Annotated in this window: 13 protein-coding genes (1 of these 13 only partly in view); 10 read left to right on the top strand and 3 right to left on the bottom strand. The window is 68.5% G+C overall.

Annotated elements, in window-relative coordinates:
• On the top strand, positions 1-1,440 hold the 3' portion of the coding sequence (locus ACZK29_RS01720; protein WP_005407777.1) for a M23 family metallopeptidase. 33 nt of this gene lie to the left of the window's left edge; the window shows 1,440 of its 1,473 coding nt (coding positions 34-1,473); its start codon lies off the left edge, out of view; its stop codon occupies positions 1,438-1,440.
• 65 nt (positions 1,441-1,505) lie between these two features.
• Positions 1,506-2,633, top strand: coding sequence for an anhydro-N-acetylmuramic acid kinase (locus ACZK29_RS01715; protein ID WP_459048146.1), 1,128 nt, complete (start codon positions 1,506-1,508; stop codon positions 2,631-2,633).
• A 130-nt stretch (positions 2,634-2,763) separates the two neighbouring features.
• Here ACZK29_RS01715 and ACZK29_RS01710 read toward each other — a convergent pair whose 3' ends face one another.
• The 3 genes from ACZK29_RS01710 to ACZK29_RS01700 form a co-directional block, all read right to left on the bottom strand.
• Complete coding sequence (locus tag ACZK29_RS01710; protein ID WP_005407775.1) at positions 2,764-2,994, bottom strand: hypothetical protein; 231 nt, start codon at positions 2,992-2,994, stop codon at positions 2,764-2,766.
• A gap of 77 nt (positions 2,995-3,071) precedes the next feature.
• Positions 3,072-4,376 (bottom strand): AmpG family muropeptide MFS transporter, encoded by a 1,305-nt coding sequence (locus ACZK29_RS01705; RefSeq protein ID WP_478446566.1) that lies wholly within the window; start codon positions 4,374-4,376, stop codon positions 3,072-3,074.
• On the bottom strand, positions 4,373-5,173 hold the full coding sequence (locus ACZK29_RS01700) for an exodeoxyribonuclease III (RefSeq protein WP_014035707.1): 801 nt from the start codon (positions 5,171-5,173) through the stop codon (positions 4,373-4,375). Before ACZK29_RS01700 ends, ACZK29_RS01705 begins: the two co-directional genes overlap by 4 nt.
• A 162-nt stretch (positions 5,174-5,335) precedes the next feature.
• On the opposite strand from ACZK29_RS01700, the gene pyrE reads away from it, so the two are divergent.
• From pyrE to ACZK29_RS01660, 8 genes are all read left to right on the top strand, one after another.
• On the top strand, positions 5,336-5,995 hold the full coding sequence (gene pyrE, locus ACZK29_RS01695; protein ID WP_005407772.1) for an orotate phosphoribosyltransferase: 660 nt from the start codon (positions 5,336-5,338) through the stop codon (positions 5,993-5,995).
• Between the two features lie 19 nt (positions 5,996-6,014).
• Positions 6,015-6,677: a hypothetical protein gene (locus ACZK29_RS01690; RefSeq protein WP_478446565.1), complete on the top strand. Its 663-nt coding sequence runs from the start codon at positions 6,015-6,017 to the stop codon at positions 6,675-6,677.
• A 251-nt stretch (positions 6,678-6,928) separates the two neighbouring features.
• Positions 6,929-7,021 carry a potassium-transporting ATPase subunit F gene (locus tag ACZK29_RS01685; RefSeq protein ID WP_005407770.1) on the top strand — a complete coding sequence of 31 codons (93 nt, stop codon included), beginning with the start codon at positions 6,929-6,931 and terminating at the stop codon, positions 7,019-7,021.
• Positions 7,022-7,033: 12 nt separating this feature from the next.
• The gene (kdpA, locus tag ACZK29_RS01680; protein ID WP_478446564.1) at positions 7,034-8,743 is read left to right on the top strand and encodes a potassium-transporting ATPase subunit KdpA; all 1,710 of its coding nucleotides are present in this window, start codon (positions 7,034-7,036) and stop codon (positions 8,741-8,743) included.
• A 10-nt stretch (positions 8,744-8,753) separates the two neighbouring features.
• Positions 8,754-10,811: a potassium-transporting ATPase subunit KdpB gene (gene kdpB, locus ACZK29_RS01675; protein WP_478446563.1), complete on the top strand. Its 2,058-nt coding sequence runs from the start codon at positions 8,754-8,756 to the stop codon at positions 10,809-10,811.
• Positions 10,808-11,458 (top strand): potassium-transporting ATPase subunit KdpC, encoded by a 651-nt coding sequence (gene kdpC / locus ACZK29_RS01670; protein WP_459048150.1) that lies wholly within the window; start codon positions 10,808-10,810, stop codon positions 11,456-11,458. The genes kdpB and kdpC overlap by 4 nt, the downstream gene beginning before the upstream one ends.
• A gap of 51 nt (positions 11,459-11,509) precedes the next feature.
• Positions 11,510-14,170, top strand: a complete 2,661-nt coding sequence (locus ACZK29_RS01665) for a sensor histidine kinase (protein WP_111203781.1) — start codon at positions 11,510-11,512, stop codon at positions 14,168-14,170.
• Complete coding sequence (locus ACZK29_RS01660; protein WP_049431087.1) at positions 14,151-14,864, top strand: response regulator transcription factor; 714 nt, start codon at positions 14,151-14,153, stop codon at positions 14,862-14,864. The genes ACZK29_RS01665 and ACZK29_RS01660 overlap by 20 nt, the downstream gene beginning before the upstream one ends.
• The last annotated feature ends 96 nt before the right edge of the window (positions 14,865-14,960 follow it).

Raw genomic sequence — 14,960 nt, 5'->3', positions numbered from 1 at the left:
CAGCGCTTCCAGGAACGCCTCCACGTCCTGCACGACAACGCCCTGCATCGGAAGCTCAGGCAACATCTTCCCGCCGCCTTCAACGAGCGCTGGACCCGGCGCCATTGGATGCACGCCAGCCTGTTCGCGACCATCGGCGCCCTGGTGGCGACGATCGTGCCGGGCTTCTCGCACACCATCGACGCCCCCTTTGCCGACAGCCATACCAGCCTGGCACTGCCGTTGCCGCCGCTGGCCATGGCCCGCCAGCAGCAGGTGCCCGGTGACAGCTGGCAGGTGCTGCGCGTGGAACGCGGCCAGACCCTGAGCGATCTGTTCGACAAGGCCGGTATCCCGGCCACCACCCTGCACCGGGTACTGGACCACCCAGGCGCGCGCGAGGCGCTGACCAAGCTGCGCCCGGGTGCCGAGATCGCCTTCGACATGCCGCTGTCCGGTGACCTGCGCAGCATCCGCTTCGACCGCGATGCCGACAACCGGGTGGAGCTGAGCCTGGCCGGTGATGACATCAAGGAGAAGGTGACCAAGCGCGAGACCTCCACGCGCACGGTGGTCACCAGTGGCGAGATCACCAGTTCGCTGTACGCCGCCGCGCGCCGCGCCGGGCTGTCGCCGTCGGCGATCGCGACGATGACCGACGACATCTTCAAGTACGACATCGACTTCTCCAAGGACCTGCAGCCGGGCGACCGCTTCAGCGTGGTAATGGACGAAACCTGGCGCGAAGGCGAGAAGGTGGACACCAGCAAGATTCTGGCGGCGACGTTCACCACCGGTGGCAAGACCTATTCCGGCTTCCGCTTCGACCGCAACGGCAAGTCCGAGTACTACGACATCAACGGCCGTTCGCTGAAGAAGAGCTTCATCCGCATGCCGATCCCGTTCGCACGGCTGAGCTCGACCTTCGGTGCGCGCAAGCACCCGGTGCTGGGCAAGATGCGCATGCACAAGGGCGTGGACTACGCCGCGCGCACCGGCACCCCGATCATGGCCGCCGGCGACGCCCGCGTGCAGTTCGCCGGCGTGCAGCGCGGTTACGGCAACGTGGTGATCCTCGACCACGGCCGTGGCCACACCACCCTGTATGGGCACATGTCGCGCTTTGCGAACATCAAGACCGGCCAGCGCGTGGCCCAGGGCACGGTGATCGGTTATGTCGGCTCGACCGGCCTGGCCACCGGCCCGCACCTGCACTACGAATTCCGCGTCAACGGCGAGCACCGCAACCCGCTGACCGTGACCATGCCGCCGCCGGAGCCGTTGAAGGGCGCCGAGCTGGTCGCCTTCCGCGCGCAGACCGCGCCGGCGATGGCCCGCATCCAGGGCATGGAAAAGCTGATCTACGCCGATGCCAGCCCCGCGCCGACCAGCCGCGACGAGGCTGCCCCCGAGGTGGCCAGCGCCAAGGACAAGAGCAGCACCGGCCGCAAGCGCGGCTGAGCCCCTGCGTTGACGAAGAAGGACGCGGCAGCACAAGCTTGCCGCGTCCTTTTTTTATGCCTGCCATGAACACGACTGCCGACGCTGACGCTCCCCTGTACCTTGGCCTGATGTCGGGCACCAGCGCCGACGGCATCGATGCTGCGCTGGTGCAGTTCCCCTCTGGCGGCGGATGCCGCTTCGTGCACGGCCTGACCGCCCGCTGGGAGCCGGTGCTGCGTGCGCGGCTGGTGGCGCTGGGCGAAGGTGGCCCGCTGGACTCGCTGGAGGAGCTGGGCGAGCTGGACGCCCGGATCGCGATCAACTTCGCCGGGGCCGCCAACCAGCTGCTGGCCGAGGCTGGCGTGGACCGCAGCCAGGTGCGCGCGATCGGCTCGCACGGCCAGACCGTGCGTCACCGCCCGCTGGCCGACCCCGCCTTCACCGTACAGCTGGGCGACGGCAACCGCATCACCGAGTTGACCGGGATCACCACGGTGTCCGACTTCCGCCGCCGCGACGTGGCGGCCGGGGGCCATGGTGCGCCACTGATGCCGGCCTTCCACCTGGCCATGCTGGGCACGGCCGACGAAGACCGCGCGGTGCTCAACCTGGGCGGCATCGCCAACCTGACCCTGATTCCGCGCGAAGGTGCGGTGCGTGGCTTCGATACCGGCCCGGCCAATGCGCTGATGGATGCCTGGTGCCAGCGCCACACCGGCCGAACCTTCGATGCCGACGGCGCATATGCCGCCAGTGGCGCGGTGGACGAGAGCCTGCTGGCCGGCTGGCGCTCGGAGCCGTGGTTCGACCTGCCGCCGCCGAAGAGCACCGGCCGTGAGCAGTTCCACCTGGCCTGGGCCGAGGCGCACATGGCTGAAGGCCAGTACGCTGCGGCCGACGTGCAGGCGACCCTGCTGGAGCTGACCGTGGCAACGGTGGCCGATGCGCTGCTGGCACAGCAGCCGCAGACCCGCCGCCTGCTGGTCTGTGGCGGCGGTGTGCACAACCGGCAGCTGATGAAGCGGCTGGCGGCGCGGCTGCCGGCCGTGCAGGTGGAATCCAGTGCCGTGCACGGGCTGGACCCGGAGTACGTGGAGGCCATGGGCTTTGCATGGCTGGCGCAGCGGACGATGGACGGGCTGGCCGGCAACCTGCCGAGCGTGACCGGGGCCCAGGGGCCGCGGATCCTGGGGGCGATCCATCTGGCGTGAGGTGGCGCCATCCACGCATGGCGTGGATCTACCGAAGCGGCGTTGTTGTGGTAGCGCCGGGCCATGCCCGGCGGAAGATGCGTCGATTGTTCCGGTAGCGCCGGGCCATGCCCGGCGAGTGGCGATCAGATCAATCGAAGCCCTGCCCCGCGGGCAAGGCCTGCAGGGCGGCGATGGCATCGGACAGGGCATCCACTTCCGGATCGCCGAAGCCTGAGCGGACTTCCAGTTCACTGCTGAACAGGCCCTGCTCCAGCAAGGCGGCACAGGTCTGTTCGTGGGTCCAGCCGCGGGCGACCGCGACGCGTTTGATACGTTCCAGCAGCAGCGGGTCCAGGTCCCGCAGCACAACGTCGGCCATGCTCACTTCCCCGTTCGCAAGGCACCGCCCCCTCGGCGCGTCCGGGCGATGATCCCGCAGACCGGGCGGGCAGGCAATCAGGCGACCGGCGGTGGCCCGCGATCGGCGATGCGCGGCCACAGCCACGCCAGCAGCAGCAGGGTCGGCACCACGGTGATCGAGCTGAGGATGAAGAACGTGCTGTAGGACGTGGCTTCCACGATGTAGCCCGACACACCACCAACGAACTTGCCCGGCAGGTTGGCCAGCGACACCAGCAGCGCGTACTGGGTAGCGGTGAAGTTGCGGTCGGTCAGCGAGGACATGAAGGCCACCAGCACGGTGCCGGCAAAGCCCTGGAACAGGTTGTCGGCGCTGAGCGCGGCATAGAACGCCCACAGCTTGCCCGGGTTGTGCGCCATCAGCAGGAAGGCCAGGTTGGACAACGCCACGCCCAATGCGGCCACCAGCAGCATGCGGCGGAAACCGAACGCGGCCACCGCGATGCCGCCCAGGAACGCGCCGCCGATGCCCATCCACACGCCGAACAGCTTGGAGACGGTGGCGATGTCGGCTTTGTCGAACCCCGAATCGAGGTAGAACGGACCGGCCATCACCCCGATCACCTGATCGGGGAACTTGAACAGGCCGACGAAGGCCAGCAGTACCAGGGCCAGCGCCACGCCGTTACGGCTGAAGAAGCTGGAGATGGGTTGGATGAAGGCTTCGGCGATATCGATACGGCGCTGCACGGCCGTGGCCGGGCGCTCCGGTTCGGCACACACCAGGGTGGTGATGATCGGCAGCAGCATCAGCGCGGCCATCGCCAGATAGGCAACGATCCAGCCTTCGAACTGGGCGAGGTACAGCGCGCCGGCGCCGGCCAGGATCAGGCCGATCCGATAGCCCAGCGTATAGGTCGCCGCCAGCGCGGCCTGTGCGGTCTGCGGGGCGATCTCGATGCGGTACGCATCGACTGCCGAATCCTGGGTGGCACCGGCGAACGAGGCCACCAGCACCCATGCCACCAGCGGCCAGACGCCCTGTTCGGGCCGCACGAAGGCCAGCGCGACCAGCCCGACCAGCACCAGCGCCTGCGATACCAGCAGCCACGAACGACGGCGGCCGAGCCCACCCAGCAGCGGAAACGCATAGCGGTCCAGCAGCGGCGCCCACAGGAACTTCAGCAGGTAGAAGAAGCTGGCCAGGCTGATCAGGCCGATGCTGCCCAGGTCCAGGCCGACATCACGCAGGCGCGTGGACAGGGTCTGCGAGGCGATCAGCAGGAACGGCAGGCCGCTGCCGAAGCCAAGCATGGCCATGGTCAGCGCCGACGGCGTACCGAAGGCGCGCTTGATGCCTGCCCAGCCCTTGTAGCTGACCGGCGTGGCCGCCTCGGTCACAGGTCGTAGTCCACGATGAACGGGGCGTGGTCGGAGAAGCGCTCGTCGCGGTAGATCGAGCAGCTGCGCAGACGGTCACGCAGGCCCGGGGTGATGAACTGGTAGTCGATGCGCCAACCGACGTTGTTGGCACGGGCGGCACCGCGGTTGCTCCACCAGGTGTAGTCCTCGCCGGTGGGGTTGAGCAGGCGGTAGGCATCGGCCCAGCCGCGGCCGGCGGCGACATCGGTGGCCTGGCCGTGGTCGGCGCAGAGGGCGTTGAGCCAGTCGCGCTCTTCCGGCAGGCAGCCGGAATTCTTCTGGTTGGACTTCCAGTTCTTGATGTCCAGCGCCGAACGCACGATGTTCCAGTCGCCGCACAGCACGTAGTCGCGGCCGCTGCGCGCCCACTCCTCCAGGATCGGCCGCAGCCATTCCATCACTTCGAACTTGAAGCCCTGGCGCAGGTCGCCCGAGCTGCCGGACGGGATGTAGAAGGAGACCACGCTGAGGTTGCCGTAGCGTGCCTCGATGTAGCGGCCTTCGTCGTCGAACGGGGCCCAGCCCAGCGAGGTGATGACCTGGTCCGGCTCGCGCTTGCTGTAGATCGCCACGCCGCTGTAGCCCTTCTTGGTGATGGCGTCGCGGTAGAAGCAGTGGTGGCCGTCCGGGCGGAACATCGGGTCGGTCAGCTGGTCTTCCTGGGCCTTGGTTTCCTGGATGCACAGGACGTCGGCATCCTGGGCACGGAACCAGTCGAGGAAGCCCTTGGTCGCGGCGGAACGGATGCCATTGGCGTTGAAACTGATGATGCGCATGCGGAAGACCTGCGGCGGGAAACCGGGCAAGCATACCGGTTGACCGCGGGGCTGCGCAGTCCGCCGGGTGGGCCCGCGAACGCCTTCACACGGGGCCGGACGAGCGCGAAACGCCCAGCTGGATTAGGATTTGTGCTCCAAATGAAGATGAATCGAGTTTTGATGAGCGACCACCGCCACCGTTTCCTGCAGCTGGCCCTGACCGCCGATGCCCTGCGCTTCGGCCAGTTCACCCTCAAGTCCGGCCGGCTGAGCCCCTATTTCTTCAACGCCGGCCGCTTCGACTCCGGCTCGCTGCTGTCCCAGCTTGGCGCCTGCTACGCCGATGCCATCGATGCCAGCGGGATCAAGTACGACGTGGTGTTCGGCCCGGCCTACAAGGGCATCCCGCTGGCCACCGCGATGGCCTGTGAGCTGGCCCAGCGTGGCCGCGACCTGCCGCTGTCGTTCAACCGCAAGGAAGCCAAGGACCACGGCGAAGGCGGACAGCTGATCGGCGCCGACATGCAGGGCAAGCGCGTGCTGATCGTCGACGACGTGATCACCGCCGGTACCGCGATCCGCGAAGCGCTGGGCATCATCCGCGCCGCCGGTGGCACCCCGGCCGGCATCGTGGTGGCGCTGGACCGCCAGGAGATCGCTTCGGAGACCGACCGCCGTTCGGCGGCGCAATCGGTGGCCGAAGAAGCCGGTATCCCGGTGATCGCCGTGGCGTCGCTGGCCGACCTGCTTGATTTCGCCTCCGGCAACCCGGAACTTGTGGGTTACCGGCAGCCGCTGGAAGCCTACCGGGCCCAGTACGGCGTTCGTTCGATCCGCTGACCGACCCAGGGGAAAGGTCATGTCCCGAGTTCCTGCTGTCCTCTTCGCCGGCCTGCTGCTGGCCGTGCCGTTCACCGTACCGGCGCAGTCGCGCGACAGCGGCAAGGCGGAAAAGAAGCTGTACTGCTGGAACGAGGGCAAGGAGCGGATCTGCAGCGATTCGCTGCCGGCCGACGCGGTCAACCATGCCCGCGAGGAATTCAATGCGAGCACGGGCCTGCGCAATGCGCAGGTCCAGCGCGCGTTGACCGACGAGGAACGTGCCGCTGCCAGCACCGCTGCGCAGCAGCAACAGCTGGACCTGATGGCCGAGCAGACCCGCCAGCGCACCGAGCAGGCCATGTTGTCCACCTACGGCAGCGAGGCCGAGCTGCGCCGGGTGTTTGCCGAACGCCAGGAAGTGCTGGACAACAACCTGAAGACAGCCGAGTACAACGTCACCAGCCTGCGTGAATCGCTGGTGGCGCTGTTGTCGGCGGCAGGAGACCGAGAGCTGGCCGGCGGCAAGGTGGTCGACAAGCAGGCCGAGGCGATCCGCAAGCGGCATGCGCAGCTGCAGGCGCAGCAGCGCCTGCAGGCCGGGCTCGTGCAGCAGCAGCAGGCGTTGAAGGCCGAGATCGACAGCACCCTGCAGCGCTATCGCGAGCTGAAGGGGCTGGTGCCGGCGAGCCAGGCGCCTTGATTCACCTGTAGAGCCGAGCCCATGCTCGGCTTTACAGAAGCGGGTTGTCGCGCGGCCTCGGCCGATCGGTGCGCCATCCACGCATGGCGTGGATCTACCGGGGAGCCTAGGCCCCGGGCCCGGTTACGGGTTGGCCCACGGAATTTATGCACTTTTTACGCGTCGGCCCGGTCCGGCGCGTAGTGCGTTTATGGGCGGCAGGACGACGATGACGGCCTGAGGTGGAGGGGTTCCACCAGGACGCTATTGCAATGTCCCCCTGGCTGTCGTTGTTGTGTGGCGTGCTGGTGCTGGTCGCCGCCGCCTATCTTCTTTATGTCGTGCTGCGGCCCGAGTCGTTCTGAACGGAGCCTGCCATGACTGAGATGCTTGTCATTCTTGCCGCCAGCCTGCTGCTGGCGTGGCCGCTGGGCCTGTACCTGGCGCGCGTGATGCGCGGCACGCCGATGAAGGTCGACGTGCTGTTCAACTGGATCGAAAAGCCGTTGTACAAGGTGTTCGGCATCGATCCGTCACGCGCGATGTCCTGGCGCGGCTACGTACTGGCCTTCGTGCTGAGCAACGTGGTGGTCGCGGTCCTGACCCAGGCGGTGTTCATGACCCAGGCCTGGTTGCCGTTGAACCCGGACCAGATCCCGAACATGCGTTGGGACACCGCGCTGCACACGATGATCTCGTTCCTGACCAACACCAACCAGCAGCACTATTCGGGCCAGGCGCAGCTGTCCTACCTCTCGCAGATGACCGGCATCACCGGCCTGCAGGTGGTGACGCCGATGATGGGCCTGGCGCTGGCGGTGGCCACGCTGCGCGCGTTGTTCTCGCGTGCGCCGCAGGCTGCGGCGGCCAACGGGACCGGCGATGACCGCCAGGTCGCAGTCGGCAACTACTACGTGGACGTGGTGCGCCTGTGCGTGCGCTTCCTGCTGCCGCTGTGCCTGGTGTGGACGCTGGTGCTGACCAGCCAGGGCGTGCCCTCGACGATGGCCGGCGGGCCGCAGGCTGCGCCGATCGATGCCAGCGCCGGCATGGCCCAGCAGAAACTGCCGCTGGGCCCGGTCGCAGCGATGGTCGCGGCCAAGCAGCTGGGCGCCAACGGCGGCGGCTGGTATGGCCCGAACAGCAGCTTCCCGCTGGAAAACCCGACGCCGCTGTCGAACGCGCTGGAAATCGTCGGCATCCTGCTGGTGCCGATGGCGGTGATCTTCATGATTGGTGCGTTCACCGGCCGGCGCCGGTTTGGCGCGCTGGTGTTCAGCTGCATGCTGGGCATGTCGCTGCTGTCCACCGGCGCGATGGTGTGGAGCGAGGCCCATAGCGCCAGCGCCGCCACGCCGCTGCTGATGGAAGGCAAGGAGGTGCGCTTCGGCGCCGATGGCACCGCGCTGTGGGCGGCGGTGACCACCCAGGTCTCCAACGGCTCGGTCAATGGCATGCACGATTCGCTGGCGCCGCTCAGTGGCGGCATCGCGATGGTCAACATGCTGGTCAGCGCGATCTGGGGCGGCATCGGCTGCGGCCTGCAGCAGTTCATCGTCTACCTGCTGCTGGGCGTGTTCCTGGCCGGCCTGATGACCGGGCGTACGCCGGAGCTGTTCGGCCGCAAGCTGGAGACGCCGCAGGTACGCCTGTTGGCCCTGCTGGTGCTGCTGCAGCCGATCACCCTGCTGGTGTTCACCGCCATCACCCTGGCCGTGCCCGGTCTGGCCGGCACGTCCAACCCTGGCTTCCATGGCATCAGCCAGGTGTTCTACGAGTACGTGTCGGCCTATGCCAACAACGGTTCGGGCTTCGAAGGGCTGGGTGACGCCACGCTGTGGTGGAACCTGAGCTGCTCGCTGGTGCTGCTGCTGGGCCGCTTCCCGCTGCTGATCATCCCGCTGGTGGTGGCTGCACAGCTGGCTGCCAAGCGCCAGGCACCGGAGTCTGCCGGCAGCCTGCAGATCGAAACGCCGACCTTCGCCCTGACCCTGGTCTCGGTGATCGTCATCCTGACCGTGCTGCAGTTCATGCCGGCGCTGGTACTCGGCCCGATCGCCGACCACCTGAGCCTGGGACTGCACTGAGGACACCGCAATGAGTACCCACGCAAGTTCAACCCGTAGTTCCCTCGCACCGCGCCCTGCCCTGCTGGATGCGGCCGGCCTGCGCCGTGCACTGGTCGAGGCGGTGCGCAAGCTGTCGCCGATGCATCTGGTGCGCAGCCCGGTGATGGCGGTGGTGATGGCCGGCACGATCGTTGCCGCGATCGTCACCCTGACCGGCAATGCACCGCTGGGCTTCGGCCTGGCGGTGACCGCGATCCTGCTGGTGACCGTGCTGTTCGGCAATTTCGCCGAAGCCGTGGCCGAAGCACGTGGCCGTGGCCAGGCCGCATCGCTGCGCCGCGCCCGCCAGGATCTGGTGGCGCGCCGCCTGGCCGCGCCACAGCCAGGTGCCGCGGAAACCCAGCTGCCGGCCGCCGAGCTGCGCCCGGGCGACCATGTGATCGTCAGTGCCGGTGAACTGGTGCCGGCCGACGGCGAGATCGTGCAGGGCCTGGCGACCATCAACGAAGCGGCCGTGACCGGCGAATCGGCACCGGTGCTGCGCGAGGCTGGCACCGACCGTTCCGGCGTGATCGGTGGCACCAAGGTGCTGTCCGACCAGATCATCGTGCGGGTGACCGCCGAGCCGGGCCACAGCTTCCTGGACCGGATGATCGCGCTGGTGGAAGGTGCCAACCGGCAGAAGACCCCGAACGAGATCGCGCTGACCCTGCTGCTGGCGGCGATGACGCTGACCTTCCTGGTGGTGGTGGCAACGCTGCCGGCCATTGGCGCGGCGGTAGGCGTGCAGGTCGATCCGCTGCTGCTGATCGCGCTGCTGGTGTGCCTGATCCCGACCACCATCGGCGGCCTGCTGCCGGCCATCGGCATCGCCGGCATGAACCGTGCGCTGGCCGCCAACGTGCTGGCCAAGTCGGGCAAGGCGGTGGAAGTGGCGGGTGACGTGGACGTGCTGCTGCTCGACAAGACCGGCACCATCACCTACGGCGACCGCCAGGCCAGCCACTTCCACCCGTTGGCCGGTATCGACGCCAGCCAGCTGCGTCAAGCGGCACTGTTGTCCTCGCTGGCCGACCCGACTCCGGAAGGCAAGTCGATCGTGCGCCTGGCGCGCGAACAGGGGTGCGCCACCGCCGAACCGGACCATGCCGACTACCTGGCCTTCACTGCCCAGACCCGCATGTCCGGCGTCGACCTGGAACATGGGCGGCAGATCCGCAAGGGCGCCGCCGATGCGATCCGTGCCCACGTGCAGGCGCTGGGCGGCAACGTGCCTGCGGAACTTGCAGGTCGCGTCGAGCAGGTGGCACGCAACGGCGCCACCCCGCTGGTGGTGGCCGAGGGGCGACACGTGCTGGGCGTGATCGAGCTGTCGGACGTGGTCAAGCACGGCATGCGCGAGAAGTTCGCGCAGCTGCGGGCGATGGGCATCCGCACGGTGATGATCACCGGTGACAACCCGCTGACCGCCGCCGCCATCGCTGCCGAGGCCGGCGTCGACGACTACATCGCCGAGGCGCGACCGGAAGACAAGTTGGCGCGCATCCGCCAGGAGCAGGCCGGTGGCCGCCTGGTGGCGATGGTGGGCGACGGCACCAACGACGCGCCGGCGCTGGCCCAGGCCGACATCGGCCTGGCAATGAACTCCGGCACGCAGGCGGCGAAGGAGGCCGGCAACATGGTCGACCTCGATTCGGACCCGGCCAAGCTGCTGGCGGTGGTGGAAGTGGGCAAGCAGCAGCTGATCACCCGCGGCGCATTGACCACCTTCTCGCTGGCCAACGACGTCTCCAAGTACTTCGCGATCCTGCCGGCGCTGTTTGCCGCTGCGGTTCCGACCATGGCCGCACTGAACGTGATGCAGCTGTCGAGCCCGCGCAACGCGGTGCTGGCGGCGCTGATCTTCAATGCCCTGGTGATACCCGCGCTGATCCCGCTCGCCCTGCGTGGCGTGCGCTTCCGCCCGGCCACCGCGACGGCGCTGCTGCGCCGGAACATTCTGGTCTACGGCCTCGGCGGCGTGTTGCTGCCGTTCGCGGCGATCAAGCTGATCGACCTCCTTCTTGTCCTGGTATTCGGCGCATGAACCGTTCTGCTTCCACTTCGTCTTCCCTGTCCCGTGAACCAAAGGCCGAGGCCCGCGTGGCCAGCCTGCAGGATGACGCCCGCTGGCGTCCGGCGATCGGCCTGGGCCTGGCCACCCTGCTGCTGGCCGGTGCGGTCTACGCCGGCATTGCAACCGGCTTTGCCGGCCTGGCATTCCCGGGACAGGCCGAAGGCAGCCTGCTGCGCGATGACAGTGGCCAGGTGCGCGGCTCGGTATGGCTGGCGCAGCCGTTCACCGGTGATGGCTACTTCCAGGCACGGCCGTCGGCCGCCAACTACGATCCGATGGCGGCCGCCGGTTCCAACATGGCGCGCAGCAACCCCGCGCTGGCCGAGCGCGTCGCTGCCAGCACCGCTGCGGTGGCGGCACGCGAAGGTGTCGCGCCGGCGCAGGTTCCGGCCGACCTGGTCACCCAGTCCGGCGGCGGTCTCGATCCGCAGTTGTCGCCGGCCGCCGCACAGCTGCAGGTGGCGCGCGTGGCGCGTGCGCGAGGCCTGCCAGTGGAACGCGTACAGGCGCTGGTGCAGGCGCATACCGCAGGCCGCCAGTGGGGCCTGTTCGGGCAGCCGCGGGTGAACGTGGTAGCCTTGAACTTCGCGCTGGACCATGCAGCCAAGGCACCGTGATGCCGGCCTGCACCGGCTGCGCGCACAATGGCGGTCATGACAGCGGCTCCCATGACTGATGCGCGTACCCGCCAGGCCGATGCCCTGGTCGAAGGCCTGCAACGCGAAGCCGGCGGCAAGCTGACCGTGTTCCTCGGCGCGGCGCCGGGCGTGGGCAAGACCTACGCCATGCTGACCCGCGCGCAGGAACAGCTGCGCCGCGGCGTCGACCTGGTGGTCGGGCTGGTGGAAACCCATGGCCGTGCCGATACCCAGGCGCTGCTGGTGGGGCTGCCGCAGCTGCCGCTGAAGGACTTGGCCTATCACGGTCATGCCCTGCAGGAGATGGACCTGGATGCCGTGCTCGCACGGCATCCTGCGTTGGTGCTGGTGGACGAACTGGCCCATCGCAATGCACCGGGCAGCCGCCACGAGCGGCGCTGGCAGGATGTGATGGAGCTGCTGGACGCCGGCATCGACGTCTGGACCACGGTCAACATCCAGCATCTGGAAAGCCTCAATGACGTGGTGATGCGCATCACCGGCGTGCGGGTCAGCGAGACCGTGCCTGATGTCGTGCTCGACCGCCTGCACGACATCGTGCTGGTTGACCTGCCGCCGCGCGAGCTGATCGCGCGCCTGCAGCAGGGCAAGGTCTATGTGCCGGAACAGGCCGCGCAGGCCCTGCAGGCGTTCTTCTCGCCAGCGAACCTGACCGCGCTGCGCGAACTGGCCATGCAGGAGGCCGCCGACCGCGTCGACAGCAGCCTGCGCGAGGCACGCGCTGCCCGTGGCGAGAGCAACCTGCCACTGCGCCGCGGCGTGCTGGTGGCGATCGACGGCGGCGGCCAGAGTGAATATCTGGTGCGCGTGGCGCGACGCATCGCCGAACGCCGGGACGCACCGTGGACCGTGGTGACCGTACAGGGCCGCCGCCAGGACGAGGCGACCCGGCGCGAGATCGATGCTGCGTTCGCCCTGGCACGGCGGCTGGGCGGCGACGCCGAGCTGTTGCACGGCTCGAGCATCGCCGACGCCCTGCTCGACCACGCCGCGCACAACGGCGTGTCGACCCTGGTGCTGGGGCGGACCCGCGAACGTCCGCTGGCGCGGATGTTCAACCGAACGTTGACCCAGCAGCTGATCCAGCGCGGCGCGCATTACGAGATCACCATCATCAGCACCCCGCAGGCACGCGCGCGCTCGCGCCGCGAGGGCCTGCTGCCGCCAATGCGCGGCATCAGCTACGAGCCGGTACAGGCACTGATCGCCACCGCGCTGGCCTGCGCGGTGGCGTGGCTGGCCGAACGCTGGGTCGGCATGGCCGACCTGTCGATGGTGTTCATCGTGGCAGTGGTGCTGGTGGCGGCGCGCACGCGTGCGAGCGTGGCGGTGATGGCGGCGATCCTGTGTTTCCTCGCCTATAACTTCCTGTTCATCGCACCCCGCTTCACCTTCGCCATCGGTGCCCGCCAGGGCGTGATCACCGTGTTCCTGTTCCTGGCCGCGGCACTGGTGGCCGGGCGCCTGGCTTCGCGCCTGCGCATGCAGGTGATCGCGCTGCGTGCGGCCAACCGCCATGCGCGTGCGCGCCAGCAGCTGGGACGGCAGCTGGCCAGCGCGGCCGGCAATGGTGAAGTGGCGCAGGCCGGGCGCCTGGCGCTGGAACAGGCGATGGACGTTCCTTCGTGGCTGCGGATCGGCGCCGACACGGCATCCGGTGGCCGTTCGCAGCCGGGCGATACAGATCTGGCGGCGGCCGACTGGGCCCTGCGCCATGGCCAGCCCAGCGGCCGCTTCACCGATACCCTGGCCGGTGCGCAGTGGTGGTTCCTGCCGCTGCTGGATGGCGAAGACCGCGCCATCGGCGTGGCCGGCCTGTACCTGCCCGGCGCGCAGGCGCGCCTGCTGCCCGAGCAGCGGCAGCTGGCCGAGGCGATGGTCGACGACATCGCGCAGGCCGCGCTGCGCACCCGGCTGGTGGCCGAACTGGAGCAGGCGCACGTCAGCAACGAGACCGAGCGGCTGCGCTCGGCCCTGCTCTCTTCGGTGTCGCACGACCTGCGCTCGCCGCTGGCGGCGATGATCGGCTCCGCCGACAGCCTGGCCAGCTATGGCGCGGCGATGGATACGACAGATCGACGCGCCCTGCTGGACACCATCCTGGTCGAAGGCGAACGGCTGGACCGCTACATCCAGAACCTGCTGGACATGACCCGCCTCGGCCACGAAGGACTGAAGATCAATCGCGACTGGATCGGCGTGGACGAACTGATCGGCTCGGCGGCGCGGCGCCTGCAGCGCTACCAGCCGAAGGTGCGGCTGGAGCTGGACATCCCAGCCACGCTGGCACCGATCTGGGTGCACCCCGCGCTGGTCGAACAGGCGGTGTTCAACGTGATGGAGAACGCCGCCAAGTTCTCGCCGCCCGACGCCGCCGTGCAGGTGCAGGCGCGCGAGCTGGACGGCCAGCTGCGCATCGACGTGATCGATGCCGGGCCCGGCATTCCCGACGACGAGCGCGCGCGCATCTTCGACATGTTCTACAGCGTCGAGCGCGGTGACCGTGGCCGCCACGGCACCGGACTGGGCCTGACCATCTGCCAGGGCATGGTCGGTGCGCATGGCGGCAGCGTGCAGGCGCTGCCCGGACGCGACGGTCGCGGTACCCTGATCCGCATCACCCTGCCCCTGCTCAAGCCAGCCTCCCACGATGAGCCCGACCCCGATTGATGCCAGCGTGCCGGCCGCGCGCGTGCTGGTGATCGACGATGAAACCCAGATCCGCCGTTTCCTGGACATCAGCCTGCGCGCGCAGGGCTACCAGGTGCGGCAGGCGGCGACCGGCCAGGAAGGCCTGCAGCTGGCCGCCAGCGAGGACATGGACCTGGTGATCCTGGACATCGGCCTGCCGGACATGGAAGGCCACGAGGTGCTGGAGCAACTGCGGCAGTGGAGCCAGGTGCCGGTGATCATGCTGACCGTGCGTGCGGGCGAAGCCGAGAAGGTGCGGGCGCTGGACACCGGTGCCAATGACTACGTGACCAAGCCGTTCGGCACGCAGGAACTGATGGCCCGGGTGCGCGCGCTGCTGCGTACGCGCAGCGTGCCCAGCGACGGCACGCCGCCGGTGTTCGACGACGGCCATCTGCACGTGGACCTGGTGCGTCGCGAAGTCGCCCTCGGTGGCGAGCCGGTGGCGCTGACCCGCAAGGAATACGCGCTGCTGTCACTGCTGCTGCGCAATGCCGGGCGGGTGGTGACCCAACCGCAGATCCTGCAGGAAATCTGGGGCCCGACCCACCAGCACGACACCCATTACCTGCGCATCCTGGTCGGCAAGCTGCGGCACAAGCTGGGCGATTCGGCGCTGGATTCGCGCTACCTGTTCACCGAACCGGGCGTGGGTTTGCGGTTCAAGGGGTGAAAGCGTGCCGACCAACGGTCGGCACCCACCATGCGTGGATGAATATCCATCGAAGAGCATCCACGCATGGCGTGGATCTACTGTGTCGACCAAGGT

The sequence above is a fragment of the Stenotrophomonas sp. 89682_Sma genome, from assembly GCF_056481405.1.
Note: the sequence above shows the minus strand (reverse complement) of the source record. Positions and strands in the feature narration are given on the sequence as shown.

What these genes read in the sequence shown, in the direction of transcription:
- ACZK29_RS01700 (WP_014035707.1), bottom strand. Translation starts at nt 5,173, where the DNA reads ATGCGCATCATCAGTTTCAACGCCAATGGCATCCGTTCCGCCGCGACC.
- kdpC (WP_459048150.1), top strand. Translation starts at nt 10,808, where the DNA reads ATGAACCGTTCTGCTTCCACTTCGTCTTCCCTGTCCCGTGAACCAAAG.
- kdpB (WP_478446563.1), top strand. Translation starts at nt 8,754, where the DNA reads ATGAGTACCCACGCAAGTTCAACCCGTAGTTCCCTCGCACCGCGCCCT.
- ACZK29_RS01690 (WP_478446565.1), top strand. Translation starts at nt 6,015, where the DNA reads ATGTCCCGAGTTCCTGCTGTCCTCTTCGCCGGCCTGCTGCTGGCCGTG.
- ACZK29_RS01660 (WP_049431087.1), top strand. Translation starts at nt 14,151, where the DNA reads ATGAGCCCGACCCCGATTGATGCCAGCGTGCCGGCCGCGCGCGTGCTG.
- ACZK29_RS01685 (WP_005407770.1), top strand. Translation starts at nt 6,929, where the DNA reads ATGTCCCCCTGGCTGTCGTTGTTGTGTGGCGTGCTGGTGCTGGTCGCC.
- ACZK29_RS01715 (WP_459048146.1), top strand. Translation starts at nt 1,506, where the DNA reads ATGAACACGACTGCCGACGCTGACGCTCCCCTGTACCTTGGCCTGATG.
- pyrE (WP_005407772.1), top strand. Translation starts at nt 5,336, where the DNA reads ATGAGCGACCACCGCCACCGTTTCCTGCAGCTGGCCCTGACCGCCGAT.
- kdpA (WP_478446564.1), top strand. Translation starts at nt 7,034, where the DNA reads ATGACTGAGATGCTTGTCATTCTTGCCGCCAGCCTGCTGCTGGCGTGG.
- ACZK29_RS01665 (WP_111203781.1), top strand. Translation starts at nt 11,510, where the DNA reads ATGACTGATGCGCGTACCCGCCAGGCCGATGCCCTGGTCGAAGGCCTG.
- ACZK29_RS01710 (WP_005407775.1), bottom strand. Translation starts at nt 2,994, where the DNA reads ATGGCCGACGTTGTGCTGCGGGACCTGGACCCGCTGCTGCTGGAACGT.